General features: G+C 63.7%; 15 protein-coding genes and 1 pseudogene. 4 read left to right on the top strand and 12 right to left on the bottom strand.

The annotated features are described in order from the left end of the window. The 6 genes and pseudogenes from VGH68_RS04200 to VGH68_RS04225 all read right to left on the bottom strand — a co-directional run. A pseudogene (locus tag VGH68_RS04200) lies at positions 1–210 on the bottom strand (lipid A biosynthesis lauroyl acyltransferase); the annotation flags it as partial. A gap of 182 nt (positions 211–392) precedes the next feature. Further along, the gene (locus VGH68_RS04205; RefSeq protein ID WP_331602240.1) at positions 393–1,646 is read right to left on the bottom strand and encodes a hypothetical protein; all 1,254 of its coding nucleotides are present in this window, start codon (positions 1,644–1,646) and stop codon (positions 393–395) included. Next, positions 1,633–2,835, bottom strand: a complete 1,203-nt coding sequence (locus VGH68_RS04210; RefSeq protein ID WP_331602241.1) for an LssY C-terminal domain-containing protein — start codon at positions 2,833–2,835, stop codon at positions 1,633–1,635. The genes VGH68_RS04205 and VGH68_RS04210 overlap by 14 nt, the downstream gene beginning before the upstream one ends. Before the next feature lie 38 nt (positions 2,836–2,873). Continuing rightward, complete coding sequence (locus tag VGH68_RS04215; protein WP_331602242.1) at positions 2,874–4,163, bottom strand: LssY C-terminal domain-containing protein; 1,290 nt, start codon at positions 4,161–4,163, stop codon at positions 2,874–2,876. A gap of 218 nt (positions 4,164–4,381) precedes the next feature. Next, a complete protein-coding gene (locus tag VGH68_RS04220) occupies positions 4,382–4,951 on the bottom strand; it encodes a BPSL1445 family SYLF domain-containing lipoprotein (RefSeq protein ID WP_331602243.1) in 570 nt (189 codons plus the stop codon). A 102-nt stretch (positions 4,952–5,053) separates the two neighbouring features. After that, the gene (locus tag VGH68_RS04225; RefSeq protein WP_331602244.1) at positions 5,054–5,401 is read right to left on the bottom strand and encodes a hypothetical protein; all 348 of its coding nucleotides are present in this window, start codon (positions 5,399–5,401) and stop codon (positions 5,054–5,056) included. A 523-nt stretch (positions 5,402–5,924) separates the two neighbouring features. Here VGH68_RS04225 and VGH68_RS04230 point away from each other — a divergent pair. Further along, positions 5,925–6,269, top strand: coding sequence for a BON domain-containing protein (locus tag VGH68_RS04230; protein WP_331602254.1), 345 nt, complete (start codon positions 5,925–5,927; stop codon positions 6,267–6,269). 256 nt (positions 6,270–6,525) lie between these two features. Here the strand turns inward: VGH68_RS04230 and VGH68_RS04235 are convergent, their stop codons facing one another. From VGH68_RS04235 to VGH68_RS04260, 6 genes are all read right to left on the bottom strand, one after another. Continuing rightward, complete coding sequence (locus VGH68_RS04235) at positions 6,526–7,911, bottom strand: cytochrome c (protein ID WP_331602245.1); 1,386 nt, start codon at positions 7,909–7,911, stop codon at positions 6,526–6,528. Positions 7,912–7,921: 10 nt separating this feature from the next. Then, on the bottom strand, positions 7,922–9,706 hold the full coding sequence (locus VGH68_RS04240; RefSeq protein ID WP_331602246.1) for a GMC family oxidoreductase: 1,785 nt from the start codon (positions 9,704–9,706) through the stop codon (positions 7,922–7,924). Positions 9,707–9,750: 44 nt separating this feature from the next. Next, positions 9,751–10,524 (bottom strand): gluconate 2-dehydrogenase subunit 3 family protein, encoded by a 774-nt coding sequence (locus tag VGH68_RS04245; RefSeq protein ID WP_331602247.1) that lies wholly within the window; start codon positions 10,522–10,524, stop codon positions 9,751–9,753. 169 nt (positions 10,525–10,693) lie between these two features. Further along, positions 10,694–11,230, bottom strand: a complete 537-nt coding sequence (locus VGH68_RS04250) for a heme-binding protein (RefSeq protein ID WP_331602248.1) — start codon at positions 11,228–11,230, stop codon at positions 10,694–10,696. Positions 11,231–11,511: 281 nt separating this feature from the next. After that, positions 11,512–11,928 carry a hypothetical protein gene (locus tag VGH68_RS04255; protein ID WP_331602255.1) on the bottom strand — a complete coding sequence of 139 codons (417 nt, stop codon included), beginning with the start codon at positions 11,926–11,928 and terminating at the stop codon, positions 11,512–11,514. A gap of 250 nt (positions 11,929–12,178) precedes the next feature. Continuing rightward, entirely contained in the window at positions 12,179–12,946 is a 768-nt protein-coding gene (locus VGH68_RS04260; protein ID WP_331602250.1) for a hypothetical protein, read from the bottom strand. 114 nt (positions 12,947–13,060) lie between these two features. Here VGH68_RS04260 and VGH68_RS04265 point away from each other — a divergent pair, with 114 nt between their 5' ends. The 3 genes from VGH68_RS04265 to VGH68_RS04275 all read left to right on the top strand — a co-directional run. After that, entirely contained in the window at positions 13,061–13,543 is a 483-nt protein-coding gene (locus tag VGH68_RS04265; protein ID WP_331602251.1) for a LysR substrate-binding domain-containing protein, read from the top strand. 210 nt (positions 13,544–13,753) lie between these two features. After that, the gene (locus VGH68_RS04270; protein ID WP_331602252.1) at positions 13,754–15,253 is read left to right on the top strand and encodes an aldehyde dehydrogenase family protein; all 1,500 of its coding nucleotides are present in this window, start codon (positions 13,754–13,756) and stop codon (positions 15,251–15,253) included. A gap of 133 nt (positions 15,254–15,386) precedes the next feature. Next, positions 15,387–15,774, top strand: a 388-nt coding sequence (locus VGH68_RS04275; protein WP_331602253.1) for an FAD-dependent oxidoreductase, incomplete at its 3' end; no start/stop codon positions are given.

Consider the following 15,774-nt stretch of genomic DNA (forward strand, 5'->3'; position numbering starts at 1 on the left):
GAAGTGCGCGCGGGCCAGGCCGTTGCGGTCCGACTGGTTTTTTTCTGGAAAGCACAAATTCAAATTGGTGAGGACGATGCGCTTGCGCCGGCTCGGAATACAGTACAAGAACGCGCCCAATGCGCTGCCGGCTCGCGCGACCCATCCGTAGGGAAGCACCGACAGCGTGCGAAGCAACCCCACCATGAGCCAAAAGACAAATTGTTTCATTTATATGATCGCCCGCGAAGATGCCGAAGCATACACGCACTGTCCGCGTTCTCTCATCTATTCCGTGTTTTCATAGCATATTGTAAGAATCGGGCGAAAGGTTGGGACGCCATATCGTGGGCATCAGCAGCATCCGCGTTGCCGGAAACAGTCGATCATCGCGTGCTCTTGCATTCAAGCGGTCAATGATTCACTGGAAGTGCTTCGTCCCGCCCGCGGTCACTTTTAACGGCGCAATCGCAAGAACCAGTACGAGCCTCGGTCGGCGGCATTCCGGATCTTCCGTCGCCCCGCTGCGCGAGGTCTTCCTCCACGAAGCGCAAAATGGCCTCTACCAGCGCCTCTCGTGGATATGCGTTCTGCGTGACGAACAGCGCGCCGATCGTCGGATGTGTCCGGGCAACCGGGACGGCCAGCGCCCAGTGATCAGCGTTGACATAGCCCAGCAGCGTGCTACCCGGAATGACCTGGTCGTAGAAAAGAACCTGGCTGTCGTTTCGTGGATCGACGTGTGAGAGCTTGTCATAGCTCGATTTCAAAATAGACGAGATGCGATCGGGATGCGGGAAAGTCACGACCGAGTAAAACGGTACTTCGCCCGGAAGCGGGTGCTGCGCGAGCCACGCCTTGCGGGTTGCCGGTCTCAGGCTCTGCACGCCACCACCGTCGCCGGAGGTGCAAGCCGCGCCCGGAAAGTATCGGAGCAAAGCGGCCTGATACTGCTCGGCGTCATTGGCAAGCGGCGATCCCCCGATCGCGCCGGCCGCGCTCACCACCGCCGCGACCCTGCCGCGGATTTCCGGATAGCTGACGATCGCTTCGAGCACGTCGGGCGCACCCTTCGAATAGCCAATCAACACGATGCGCGGCGCTCCGTCAGGGGCGGGCATGGACATCAGCGCATCGCGAATCTGTCGGGCGTTATTGGTTGAACTCGACAGCGCGTCGACGTCGACCAGCAGTGCGCCAAATCCGGACAGACCGAGGTGCGTTACCACAGTATCCGGCGGATTCAGCCACGGTTTAAAACAGTCGTAGCCAATGCCGGGGACGACCGCTGCGACCAGGTGCCGGCGGGACGTACCAAGATCGACGGGCTCACCTGTACCCGGCGGTTCCGCGCCTACACGCGTCAGCGCGTCCTCGCAAGGCCGGTAATCAGGTAGTTCCGGACCGCGCGCTTGCAGCACCGCGCAATAGATTTCGCGAAAGCGCCCCCGCTTATCGACTATCCCCGCCTGCGACGCAGACACGAGAGCGAGCGGCGGCGTATCGGTCGAATAGGGGACCAGCGGCTTCGTCGTACATGCGCAAAGCGTGACAGTTGCCGCTACCGCCGCAACGGCAAGTCGAAGCCCACGCAACGCAACCAGAGTCGCAGCCGGCCGGTTTGGCGGGACGCGCGACAGTCTCTCTCGGAAGTCACTGATGCGCATCGCCGGATGCTCCAGGTGCAGGGGTATCGGGCTCGTCCAGGTACGGAGCCCAGTCGAGCATATCGACATCCGAAAGGCTGTGTGGCCGCGTCGTAAAGAACATGACCGCACGTAACCCGTCGGTGTAGTACGTGACGCCGTCGAGCGTCGTTCTCGGATGAGTCGGCGATGCCGCGCCGACGCCGCTTACAAAAGCCAGCTTCGCAAGACCACTCGAATACATCAGGTCCTGGATCAGGAGGTTGCGCGCCTCGTCGATGTTCCCATGCAGCGTGATTCGTGCCGCGTCATGTGGCGTGAAGCGCCCGCCGACAGGCCGGCCGACCTGTGCGACGTAGACCTGCTGACTCTGAAAGCGGATCGGCATCAGCCATCCGCGAATCCATGTGGCAGGCGCATTCGCCTGTGCCTGCTTGCGCATCACGAAGTCCGGTTGCCGCCCGAATACTCGCTGCGCCCCGTCGGACGGTTGCGCGTCGCGCCGATAGTTGCGCCGGATCAGCGCGGCTCCGATATCGGTGAGCTGGCCGACTCCAATAGCGTTCAACGGATCCGCCTGTACCGTCCCGCCTGCGTCGGTGGCGCAGCATGGCAGCCGCTCGAGCGCGGCGCGCAGCGATGCCAGATCCTGGCAGTCGGTGATCTCGGTTTCGGGAAACGGAAAGGTGATCTGTGCGAGATGCGGGTCCACCGTCCCATCGGGCACGTGCAGAAAGAGCGAAAACGGGATCAGAGTCTGGCTTCCGAACAGATCGATATTGACCAGCTTGATGCCACTAGCGGGGTTGGTGAACAGAATGCCCGCCCGCGTCTCCCCGGGCGGAATCGGGTTAGGGAATGCCAGTTCGCTGAAATATTCATCGATGCGCGTGTTGGCTGCGCCGCCGAACAGGGTATGCATGGACCACGCCGCTTCGTGCGGCGAAAAATAGGCCGGGTCGGTACCCGAGCGCAGCAGCCATAGCGCCTTTGGGGATCCATTCTGCACTTCGACCCATAGCGGCTGGATGCCGGCTGTGTTTAGGTCGGTTCCATACATACGCGTGCTGTCCGCGCTGTCGAGCACCGTTGCGCCTACCTGCACGCGCTGACTGGTGGCGCGCACCTCGCGCTCACGCAGCGGTCCGACGTCGATCCGGGACGGGGCCTGCCACGTCGTGCAGCCCGCCAGCAGCAGAAGACCCAGCATGCGCACCGGCTGTCGCGCGCGACGGATCGACCGGAGCTTCACGGCGGAGTCCCCTGGACAGCATGCACGACCCGGTACGGGGTGATCCAGGGGAAAACCTGGATGTGATCAATCGATGTAGGTTGGCGGTCGAATACCAGTACGACGCGATAACCGTCGGTATGGTACGGATCGGTTGTCAGATTCTTGCGCGGCGCGGTTCGCGGTGCCGCGCCGACTCCATTCGCGAGACCCATTTCCGCGAGGTTCTGCGAATACATCATGTCCTCCGTAAACGCCGTGCGCGCCTCGTCTACGTCAGGGTCGATCTTGTGTGTCGTGAACGTCGGCGAGTGAATGGTCAGACGGGTGCCGATATCGCGGCTGATCTGTCCGACCCACACGGGCTTGTCGTGATAGCGGATGTTGCTGAGCCAGAGCCGCATATGGTTGCGCTGATGAACGTTGTCGCGGGCCTTTTGCAACGCGAGGTCCTGTGCGCGCCCAAACAGGTAAAGGTCGCTCACCGGTGCGTTGACGTAGGCTTCTCCAGACAGCGCGGCACCGATCATCCGCCAGATAGCGCCCGACCACTTCTGCTCCGTCACCCCCCAGCCCCGACGCACAAGGGCAGGAAAGGCGTCGTCGAGGCCGCCGACGATCACCAGATTGAGCGGGTCGCCATCGTCCGTCCCGTCCTTGTTCGTCGCGCAGCACGGCAGCGCTTCGAGCGCTGCGCGCAGGTCAGCGTCGATCGTGTAGTTCAACGTGGCTTCTTGCGGATCGGCTGCGCGTTTGAATACCTGACTGGTCTTGTAGTCGGCTTCGAACCCCGGCACGGCCACGAATACCGAAAAGGTTCGGGCCCGTTCCTTTGCGACCAGATCGATCTGGACCAGCTTCGCACCTTCGTTGAGGTTCGTCAGCACGAACCCGGCGACCGTCTCGCCAGGCCGGACCGGGTTACGAAAGGCGAGCGTGCGAAACCGCCGGTCGAGTTCGATCTTGTGATCCTGTGAGGCCGAGCCGGCGAAAGCCTCGGCTGCCTCCGATGCAGGAAAGAAGTTCGGATCGACCCCTGGGGAAAGGAGAAAGTAGCTGCGGTCCTCGCGATTGCGGACCTCGATCCAGACTGGCTGGATTTCTTTGTCGGCAAGCGGAACACCGTAGATGGCCGTGCTCTCGCCTGGCGATAGCACGGCTGTGGAAACCTGCAGACCGCCTTCGGTGCGCGTGACGGCGCGGTTGTGGTAGGCCGGGACGGGAGCCGTTGACTGCGTCGAGGTGCAAGCTGCCAGCGCACCGCTAACGACGGCGACAACGATCAAACGCGTCGCGACGTGGTCCATCACGCCACCTCTTCGTCGGAATCCTGATGCATGTTCGCCCCCCCGCGACGAGCCCGGCCTGCCCGTCGGGCCGCCCGCGAACGCGAATTGCTCGGCATCGAAAATATTGCGCCGGCAATCCTTTCTTCAGGCACGTCATGCGCACGCGTCCAATGGAGGATATGAATGCGCGGCGGCGGGAAGGGACGCCTCGATAGTCGTGCGGTGCCGTGCCGGTACTAGATGTCGAGCTTGCTGACCTTGGTGCCTTCGAAGCTGAGGTTGGCCATCAGGCCGGAATTCGTCAGCACGAAACCGACGATCGGCGAATTCGTCGTTGCGGTGTCGAGCGCACCATTGGCGCCCGTCTTCGCCACCGCGACCGAGCCATCGACGCCGGCTGTCCAGCCCTTGTCGCTGGTGCGGAATTTATCGAGCGCGTCGTCGGTCATGAACATCAGGATCACCGCCTTCGACTGGGCGCCAATCTGCAAGCCGAATGACGCGGTACTGGTCTTGTAGTACCCGATGGACGTGCCGCCCTGGTGAAGCGCGCCTTCGCCATATTCGCCACCGACCACGAGGCCCGCGGCGATCACCGACGGGAAGACCAGAATGGCCTTGGCCTTGGTGCCCTGCGCCTGCGCGCCGGGCGTCGAACTGTACAGCTTGTTGAGGGCGCCATCGACGCCGGCATCGATTTCCTGGCGCTTGTTGGCCGCGTCCGTCGGATTCGAGGCCGTGCTGCAAGCGGCGAGCGAGCTAGCCAGTGCAATCGCAGTCAGCGAAAAGAAGGTTCGACGGTTCATGAGACTCTCCTCGATTGAAGTGGGGCAGATTTGGCACTGACGCACCTGAGATTGCTATCCATGTCCGTCGAAGCAACGAAGTAACGCGAACTGCCGCGCCGCCTAGAGACAGCCTCCGATATCTCCGCCGGCGTTGCTGCCTCCCCCGCTGCCGGCGCGGAAGCCGACCCAGGTCTTGCTGTTACCCGTCCACGACGGCCGCACGACTGCGGCTGCGCCGCTCGGCGGCTGCTGACCGGGAACATAGACGTCCATCGCCTGGTTGTTCGCCACGATCACCTGCGATATGACTTGCTGTTGCGACTGGTCTGCCCATTTCTGAGCGATGCATTGCGCGACTGCAGGGACCGGATGTTGGCTTTCTCCAACCGATTGCGCGCCCGGCGGCATCGGTTGGCTTGCACACGCTGACAGAGCAACGGTCACGACGAAAAGCGATAACGGTTTCATTTTTTTTCCACCTCAAGTTGATTTCGCCCTTCGAAGCACAGGAGCGTCAATCCGTACGTCGCGGCGGGAAACGTGTCGGCTTTGGAGATGTGACGAAGCGGACTCAAGCCCAAAGTAACGGCAAAACGGCCGAACGACCATAGCCGTCAACAGGCCCGTTGACGTTGTCGTGGCAATCTCCGAACAAGAGTAGCTCGGCATCAGGATAGGCCCGACGCGCACAGGCAGGTATAGGACCTTGGTCCGATGCGAGGGGGAAAGACAACCAGAGCGGTACAGGAGGTGAGGCTGTCGGAGCGGAATGGGGCGTTTCAATGGTCTTGCGGATGTTTCGGCCACTGTCTGCGCAGGGCCTAACTTCGCAAAACGCCCGGCGCGCAGCACGAACGGCGCAGTCGAGCCGGCTCGGTCAACGTTCGCCGCTCTGCACTATGATAGTGGGCTCAAGGAGAGCGCCCATGTCTACCCGCGAAGCCAGGCCGAACGGCGCTCGTTGCGCACGAATCTCGATGTGATGACCGACATGCGAAATGGACGATGCATCAAAAGCCGGTTGCTGATCGTCGCGGCATTCGCGTTGCCTGCGTTCGTGACCATCAACGGTTGCAAGTCGACGTCGCCACCGGCCTTGACCGCGCCGGGGAAAATCGCCACTGACGACGCTGCGCTCGCCGCCCGGGTGAAGCAGGCGCTTGCCGCGGACCCGGGGTTGAGATCGCTGCCGGTGAGCGTCGCGACGTATCGAGGCGTCGTGCAGTTGTCAGGCTATGTGGATTCAGAGGTACAGATGCAGAAAGCGCTTTCTGTTACGCGCGGCGTGGCGGGAGTGCAATCCGTGAACAACGATCTGCAACTCAGGCCGCAATGACAGGTGCTCGCCGGAAAATATGACGGGCGAGTGTTGCGGCAAAGCGCGTCGAAGCGCGGGCTGTTTCACAACTGACAAACTCCGCATGCGAGGCCTCGATGCTTGCATAGCGACTCTCGCGCTACGCATGGAAATGGTCAGCGGGCGCGCGAACAGACTCACCGATGCCGCGTCGATACCGTAAGTCAAGACAGTTCGGGAGTCGGCCTAAGCGTCGCCTATAACGGCGGCGCACCTGAGCGAACAAGATCGCCCGTCAGCGCGGCGCGTCTTCAGTGCTCTGGCGCGCCGCACTGACCGTCGTCGCGCGCACCTTGCGCACCTGCTCGGCGCTGACCGCCGGGGCATGATTGCCCCAGCTCTTGCGCACGAACGTCAGCAGTTCGGCGACCTGCTGATCGTTCAGGCGCCAGCCGAAGTTCGGCATTGCGAGCGGGGTCGGCGCGGTCGCGGTCGACGGCATGTGCGAGCCGCTTAGCACGATGTGAATCAGCGAGCTCGGGTCGCCGTCGCCGACGAGCCCGTTGCCGGACAGTCTCGGGAACGCCGGCATCGCGCCGCCGCCGTCCGAGCGATGGCACGCGCTGCAATTGTTCAGGTACAGCAGCGCTCCGGTGCCGTCGACGTGACCCGCGCGCAGCGCGATCGCAGTCGCATCCGCTGCGCCTGCCGCCGGCGCAGCGGTGAATTGGGTGCGCAGCGGCGGCGACGTCAGATACGTCGCAATCGCGTTCAGGTCCGCGTCGCTCACGTACTGCAGGCTGTGATCGACGACTTCGGTCATCGGGCCGAAGGCCGCGCCGTCCGCCGAGCGTCCGCTGCGCAGGTAGTCGACGAGTCCGGCTTTCACCGCGGCGGCGCTCGTGCCGTCCGGGTGCTTGCGCAGGCTAGGCGCGTACCAGCCGGCGAGCGTGCCGCCGGACAGGAACACGGTGTTGCCGTTCGCGTCGAACGCCTGTTCCTGGCCGAATACGCCGTGCGGCGTGTGGCATGCGCTGCAGTGCCCGAGACCTTCGACGAGATACGCACCGCGATTCCATTCGACGCTCTGGCGCGGATCGCTCTGATAGATGCCGTTCGGCAGGTAGATCGTGTCCCACACTGTCATCAGCGCGCGCACGTTGTAGGGGAACCGCAGGCGGTCCGCGCGATTGCGTTGCCCGACCGCCGGCACGCCGTGCATGAAGTAGTGATACAGCGCGCGCATGTCCGCGTCGCCAACCTTCGCGTACGACGGGAATGGCATCGCCGGATAGAGCCGGTGGCCGTCCTGCGCGACCCCTTCGCGCAACGCGCGGGCAAAATCCCCATACGTATAGCGGCCGATGCCGCTGATTGCATCCGGCGTGACGTTGGTCGAATAGAGTGTGCCGAACGGTGTGTCGAGCGGCACCCCGCCAGCGAACGGCTTTCCGTGCGGCGCGGTATGGCAGGCAGCGCAATCGCCGACGCGCGCGAGGTACGCGCCGCGAGCGAGCTGTTCGTCGGCGGCCGTGCCGTTGTTGCCGTTGCCGGCGGCCAACGCGCTCGGGGCGGCGAACGCGACTGCCGCCAGCGTGGCGCCAGCCGCGAACCGCGTGACTACACTGGGCAAAGCAGCGCGCGCCGCACGCGGGCGCGCGATGGTGCTGGCTGCGGTCATCTTGCGCTCCTCACGCCTGCACCAGCGGGCCGGGTTGTTTCAGATACGTCTGCCGGATCGCGTGCGCGGAGAAATACGTCATCGCGCCTAGCGTATCGGTGGGGTTGATGCCGCAGTTCTGCGGGAACATCGAAGCGCCGGTGACGAACACGTTCGGCACGTCCCAGCTTTGCAGGTACTTGTTGACCACGCTGTTGTCGGGCCGGTCGCCGAGGATCGCACCGCCGGTCGTGTGCGTGCTCTGGTACGGGCCCATGTCGAAACGATCGCCCGGCTTGCCGGCGTTGATCTGCACGGTATGCGGCGTCGGCTTCATCGCGCGCATCACGTCGGCAGCTTTCTGGCTGACGAATTGCGTCATATGGCCTTCGTTGTCGTTCCAGTCGAACGTCATGCGCAGCAGCGGCAGGCCGTACGCGTCCTGGTAGGTCGGATCGAGGTCGAGGTAGTTGCCACGGTAGGCCATCACCGAGCCCTGCGTCGCGATCGCGAACGAGTGCAGGTAGTTGTCCTTGACCGCCTTCTTCCAGCCCGAACCCCACTTTGGCGTGCCGGGCGGCGTCAGCGCCTGGGCGATCGGGCGGCCGCCCGTCACGGTCGCGAACGTGATCGCACCGCCGACGAAGCCGAGCGGGCCGTGATCGAAGTTGTCCGCGTTGAAATCGTCGTACACCTGGCCGCCGGCACCAGAGCCGACGAACGGGTTGATCATCACGTCGTCGCTGAAGAACCCCTGGATCTTGCTGTTGCGCTGATACGCGTAGTTCTTGCCGACCGTGCCGCGGCCGGAGACCGGATCGTACGGCGTGCCGATGCCCGAGAGCAGCAGCAGCCGCACGTTGTGCATCTGGTACGCGCAAAGCGCGACGATCTCGGCCGGTTGTTCGACGCTGCGCCCCTGCGCGTCCATGTAGGTGACCCCGGTCGCGCGCCGGCCGGTGGAGTCGAGATTGACCTTGACCACGTACGCGCGTTCGCGCAGCTCGAAGTTCGGCTTGCGCATCAGCGCGGGCAGGATGCACGCCTGCGGCGAGCCCTTGGAGTACATGTAGCAGCCGAACAGCTCGCAGTAGCCGCAGAAGTTGCAGGGCCCCATCTGCATCCCATACGGATTCGTGTACGCGCGCGACGCGATTGACGCGGGCGTCGGGTACGGGTGATAGCCGAGCTCGCGCGCGGCGCGTTCGAAGAGTTGCGACGGATACGCAGTCGCGAGCGGCGGCAATGCATAGTCGCGCGCTCGCGGCGCTTCGAACGGGTTGCCGCCGCCGATGAGCTTGCCCTGAATGTTGCCGGCCTGGCCCGACGTGCCGGCGACATACTCGAATCGGTCGTAGAACGGTTCGAGCTCGTCGGCGGTGAGCGGCCAGTCCTGAATGATCATGTCCCGCGGGATGAACGATTTGCCGTAGCGCGCTGCATAGTGGCTGCGCAACTGCAATTCGGCCCGCGGCGCGCGATACGTAAAGCCGTTCCAGTGCACGCCCGAGCCGCCGACCCCGTCGCCGAACAGGAATGGCCGGTACTGGCGCAGCGGCAATGCCGACTCGTGCTGGTTGCGGCGGATCGTGACGGTTTCCCGCGACAGGCTTTGCATCAGCTTGTAGCGCTGCGCGTACGTCAGCTCGTCGGCGACGCGCGGGTACGCGAAGTCCGGTGTCGTGTCGCGCGGCTCGCCGCGCTCGAGTCCGACTACCTTGAGTCCCGCTTCGGCAAGTTCGATGCTCATGATCGAGCCGGTCCAGCCCATACCGACGACGACTGCGTCGACCGGGGGCATTCTGATGTCCGCCATCTGGGGTGTCTCCGTGATGTGTTGTTATGAGCGCGGCGCGCCGCTCAGCTTGTCTGGTTGCCGGCGATAGTGGCCGGGCCGAGCGGATACCGCTTGCCGGGCTGACCGACCCAATCGGCGAAGTCGGCGCGCGCGCCGGGAAAGCCGATCATCTTCCAGCTGCCCGCCCCCTTGTTGCCGCCGTGGATCGGATCGGCGAAGTAGCCTTCCTTGACGTTCTGCCAGAGCAGCGACACGAAGCGCGTCGCCGAGGTCTGCTCGAATGTGATCGCGCCGGCGTCCATGCCGTGCAGCAGCTTGTCCTGATCGCCGGGCGGCAACGCGGCGAACTCGCGTCCGGCGAAATGCGCGCGGCAGTACGCGTCGAGCGCGGCGAGGCCCGTGCGGTAGACGTCGCGCGGCGGCATCCGGCTCTGCATGCCCGATAGCGGCGGGACGTCGTGCGGGAACGGGCCGCGCATGTACAGGTCCGCCGCGTAGCCGAAGCCGGTATTCATCTGTTTATCGATGAAGACGGGCACGTCGAGTTCGAGCGCGCCGGGGCCTTCCGCGTCGCGCGGGATCATCCGGTCGGCTGCGGCTTGCAGACAGCGCCACTCGTCGGGCTTGAAGAAGACCGGTTGATACGGTCCCGCGCTAGCGCCGTCCGCCGCCGCGGATGCGTTCGTGCTGGCCGTGCCGCTGCGGATCTCGCAGCCGGCCAGCGCGCCGGCCGCGGGGAGCGCGGCGATCGTCGTGAACAGGAAACGCCGGCGCGACGGCGTGGGCGGGGCGTCGGGCACCGCGTCGGCGCGCTCGCCATCAGTCTGCTGGCTCATGGGTTGTCTCCCGCTCTTTTATTCGTGTTTGTCGGTCAGCGTGGCTAATGGCGTTCTTGCCATGCTTGCGATGTGCTCGCGATCTGCTTCCGATTCGCTTTTGATGGACTTGCGCGAATGGCCGGTGGCGACTACGTGGCCGGCCCGGGTGCGCTTATCCGGGATGCGTTTATTTCAGCGCGTCGACACCTGCCTGGCAGATGTCCGCATCCTGCTCGCCGGATCCGCCGCTGCAACCGATCGAGCCGACGATGTGGCCGTTGACGATCAGCGGCAGCCCACCGGGTGAGGCGGCGAGGCCCGGATCGAGCGTGCCCGGGTAGGCGTTGCCCTGCGTATAGCTGTTGAAGAAGATGCGCGTGTCACGCCGGAAGCCGGCGGCCGTGCGGGCCTTGCGCAGCGCGATGTCGGGCGCCGCGTTCTGCGTGTCGTCCATCTTCGCGAACGACACCAGTCCGCCGTCGGGGTTGACCACGGCGATTGCTTCGGGCCAGCCGTGCCTGGCCGCTTCGGCTTCGGCGCCGGCGATCGCGCGGTTCGCGTCGCGCAGGCTGAGCGGCATCCCGTAGGGGATGTCGAACGGCGTGCGTGCCGGCAGTTCGGCAGGGGTGGCACCTTGAGCGGCCGAGCCTTGGGCGTGGGTTTGCACTGAGACGACCGCGAGCAATGCGGCCGATACCAGCGCGCTGGCGAGAGAGTTGCGCATGACAGCCTTCCTATTGTTGTGTTTAACATATTGTCGACAATACGCAGAGGCATCGTGGCACGCGGAGAGAGCGCTTGTCAATCGGGGATCGCCTGGCGTTCGCCCGCCACCGACCTCGTTCGTTGACGGGCGATCGGGCTCGGAACGAGCGCCCCAAGGCGAGCTCGCGCCATCGCGAGGACATGGCTACCCAGCGTCGAATCAGCGTTGGACCGAACACGGCACCTACTAATCGCAACGGAACAACGGATCCGCCGTCTTGAGGGCCGGGAGTCGATCCGCTAAGGAGCCTTCGCCACCCCAAAAACGCGAGTCCACGCGATGCGAAGGCGTCTTGCCTTGTTTTCCAGCAGATATGATCCAAGCAGAGTAAGAACAGCGGACACCGCACCGGTCGCGATGTGCTCGACCAACGGGACGCGATAGTGGCCCGGGTGAGCGTAAGCGTCACCGATCGTTGTCAGCAAACCGACAATCAGCGCATTGCCATAGCGGTGTTCATAAAATTTCACTGCGGGTGTGAAAGTGAGCAATACCGCCAGAAGCGCTGTCACGAGACCCGTCTGCAACGCAATCGTCCAATGCGCGACGCTCGCAATATTGCCCCAACTCCCAGGCATGCAAGTCATGCATGCACTGACCGGCTGCCAGAAACGCCGGATAAACAACCTGCACCTGAGCTTCCATCCGCTCGACATCATGAGGACCCTCTCTTTGTCGCACCGCCAGGCGCTTTACGCTTTTGTTGTAGACGCCAGGCGGTGAAGATACAAAGCATTCCGGGTGCTGCGAATGGTGAAGCAGCTGATACGGACGGTATTGTTCTGCAGACTGCGAACAGCAAACATTCCATCGATGGGTCGAGTGGCAGGCAATGCCTCCGACAACATCGAACGTTGCAGTTGCAGATCGCGAGACTCGAGAAAACGCGCGGTTATCGAGCGTCTTTTATTTAAAGCGGCTTTGTACCGCGACGAGTTGGTCATCAGTGGTTGCCACTAGCCACGACCTTGCGTGCTCCGCGATTTGGCGGTTGTGGTCTTTCAACGGCCCGAGTGACGCAGACGACTTCCAGACCAAGGGGCCAATCCGGCTGCTCCGGCCCGATGGCGCACCCACTAGCAGGCAGTATGGGCCAAGAGGCAGCGACACAAACGGAAGACCGGGACTGGCGCGCACACGCCAGTCGATGAACGGCGCCTCGCTGATAAGCAGTGGCGCGGGCAAGCCGTAAAGCACGCTGAAATCGTACAGCGCCAATTGCTTGCGCATGCCCGTGTAGACCCGCCGGACGTCGTCGACAACTGCGGCGCGGATTTCGTCCTCGAACATAGGTTCCTGCGCATAGCGTGCGGAGGCCTCCTGGGCGTCCTGCTGATAGGCGCTGAAGAGACCCAGTTCCACGCAGTCCTGCACTGCCCGCTGGATCTCCGCGATGGTGCCGGCTTCCTCGGGCTTGCCCAACTGCGCTGCCCTCAAAAAGCGCGCAAGCCCCGCCTCCTGAATCGCAGGGCCTTCCGCGGATGCATTGTCGTCACCGTCCCCGTCGAGCGGCACGTAAATGTATTGTTCATCCGCGAAGCGAGACTTCTTGCCGTCGTCAAACTTGATTTCGCCATCGGTGCAGTCCAGATATCGCGTACCGATTCGTCCATGTTCCCAAACCCAATTTTTCAGGAACGGACGTAGCGGATGCAGCATTTCATGATTAGCCATTGCGGTCTCCAGGTGCCTCAGTATAGATCGACATGGCCATCGGCTCGGGGCGGGGGGAGGGCCACCCCGTAACTTGAAGGCCTTCCAGCAGTCACGTCATGGTCAGCTTTCACCATGCATTTCGATTTCGTCGATCTAGGTCTGCTTCTACACAGCACCGACACCTGCAACCTGGCGCGCGCGGCGCAGCGTTCGCACCTCGCGGCGCCCGCTGGCAGCAACCGGATCATGCATGCGGAGCATCTGCAGGTACTGCCGTCAGGCGATTTCTCGCAGTTGCTCGGCGCGCATTTCGTCAGTCTGCTAACGTCGAGCGCGATTCACGCGTTCGTCATCAGCACCGCCGATGCGCTCGGCGCGCGGCTCGAGCTGCGCATCCAGGTCGGCGACTTCGAGGCCGCGTGCCGGATGATCGAAGCGGGCGTCGCGATCTACATCGTGGCGGAGTCGGTGGCGCTGCGGCATCGCAAGACGATGCAGATTGCGCCGGTCGGTTTTGAACGATCCCTGGGCTCCTCGCAAGTCCAGGTCTTGCGTGCGGAGCGAGAAGGACCTGCCGCCGTTCGCTCGCGTGCTGGTCGACCGGTTGATGGATGAGCGCGTTGGACGGTGAGGTGCCCCCGCCGCTGTCGTAGCGCTACGCTTCATCAGATTCCGCCGCGATGCCCAAAAAGTTTCCATCTGGAAACATCGTAGCCCTGGTCGACCCCATTTCGGGGTCAACGCTGGTGCTTGCGGCCGTAAAACCCCGCGTGTATAGTTTCCGAACTTACTCTTGTTTCTCATCGGAAAACACTAGGGGCTCAAATGGACGTGTCCACCATCCTCGCGAACCTCAGCATTGCTGAGGCCGCTCAAGCCGGCGATATTGCGGTTCATTCGCCGGTCACCGGCGAGCTTATTGGCCGCGTGACCAGCCGGACGGTAACGGAGGTCGACACGACGCTGGCCCAGGCCCAGACCGCCTTCGCCGCGTGGCGCAACGTGCCGGCGCCGCGTCGCGGCGAGCTGGTGCGGCTGCTTGGCAACCGTCTGCGCGAGCAGAAGCACGCGCTCGGCAGCCTCGTCGCGCTGGAGACCGGCAAGATTCTGCAGGAGGGGATGGGCGAGGTGCAGGAGATGATCGACATCTGCGATTTCGCGGTCGGTCTGTCGCGTCAGCTGTACGGTCTGACGATCGCGTCGGAGCGTCCCGGTCACCGGATGGCCGAAACCTGGCATCCGATGGGCACCTGCGTCGTGATTTCGGCATTCAATTTTCCGGTCGCGGTGTGGTCGTGGAACGCGGCGCTCGCGCTCGTGTGCGGCAACGCGGTGATCTGGAAGCCGTCGGAAAAGACGCCGTTGAGCGCGCTGGCGGTCAACAGAATCCTCGAAGATGCGCTGAAGGAATTCGGCGACGCACCGGCCGGCCTGACGTCGCTCGCGATCGGCGGGCGTGACGTCGGCGAAAAGCTGGTAGCCGATCCGCGCGCGTCGATCGTCAGCGCGACCGGCAGCACTGAGATGGGCCGCAAGGTCGGCGTCGAAGTGGCGAAGCGCTTCGGCCGCTCGCTGCTCGAACTCGGCGGCAATAACGCCGGCATCGTTACCCCAACGGCGGACCACGAACTCGCGATGCGCGGCATCCTGTTCTCGGCGGTCGGCACGGCCGGCCAGCGTTGCACGACGTTGCGGCGTCTGTTCGTGCACGACAGCGTGTACGACAAGGCGGTCGAGCGTCTGAAGCAACTGTATAGCCGGGTGCCGATCGGCAATCCGCTCGAAAAAGGCACGTTGATGGGTCCGCTGATCGACCGTCAATCGTTCGACCGCATGCAGGAAGCGCTGCAGCAGGCGAAGGCCGAAGGCGGCAAAGTGTTCGGCGGCGAGCGCGTCGAAGTGAAGGGCTATGAGGGCGGTTACTACGTGCGCCCGGCAATCGTCGAGATGCCGTCGCAAACGGAGGTCGTGCTGAAGGAAACCTTCGCGCCGATTCTGTACGTGCTGCGTTACTCCCATTTCGCGGATGCGGTCGATGCGAATAACGCCGCGCATCATGGCTTGTCGTCGTGCCTGTTCACGAACGATCTGCGCGAGGGGGAGCGCTTCCTGTCCGCGTCGGGCAGCGACTGCGGGATTGCGAACGTCAATATCGGCCCAAGCGGCGCTGAAATCGGCGGCGCGTTTGGCGGCGAGAAGGAAACCGGCGGTGGCCGCGAGTCGGGCTCGGATGCCTGGAAGGCTTATATGCGTCGCGCAACCAATACCGTGAACTACTCGTCGGCGCTGCCGCTCGCGCAGGGTATCGACTTCAATCTCGCTTAACGCTTGATCAGCGCGAGCATCGTCAGGCGGGGCGTTCATGCGCTGCCCGCCGTCGCATCTATCCGCTTTCGTTTCTGCAATCCGTTGCGCCGCCCGGCGTTCTGAAGCGGCCGCGCTACTCGTGGAGTAACACGTGAGTTCCAAAGTCGTGATCGTCGGCGGTGGGGTGATCGGCAGCTCGATTGCGTATTTCTTGCGACTGTCCGATCCGACAGTCAGCGTCACCGTGATCGAACGCGATCCAACCTATGCGCGCTCGTCGTCGGCACTGTCGGCGGCGTCGATCCGTCAGCAATTCTCCACGCCGCTATCGATTGAGATGTCGCTGTTCGGCATCGAGTTTCTGCGCTCGATCGGCGAACGGCTTGAAGTCGACGGCGCGCGGCCGTCGATCGATCTGCACGAAGGCGGTTATCTGTTTCTCGCGACGGCCGCCGGGGAAGCCACGTTGCGCGAGAATCACGCGTTGCAGAAGAGCCTCGGCGCGGATATCAGTCTGCTCGACCCGCACGGCTTGCAAG

Origin of the sequence: Paraburkholderia sp. (assembly GCF_036488505.1) — a bacterium.
Lineage (GTDB): Bacteria > Pseudomonadota > Gammaproteobacteria > Burkholderiales > Burkholderiaceae > Paraburkholderia.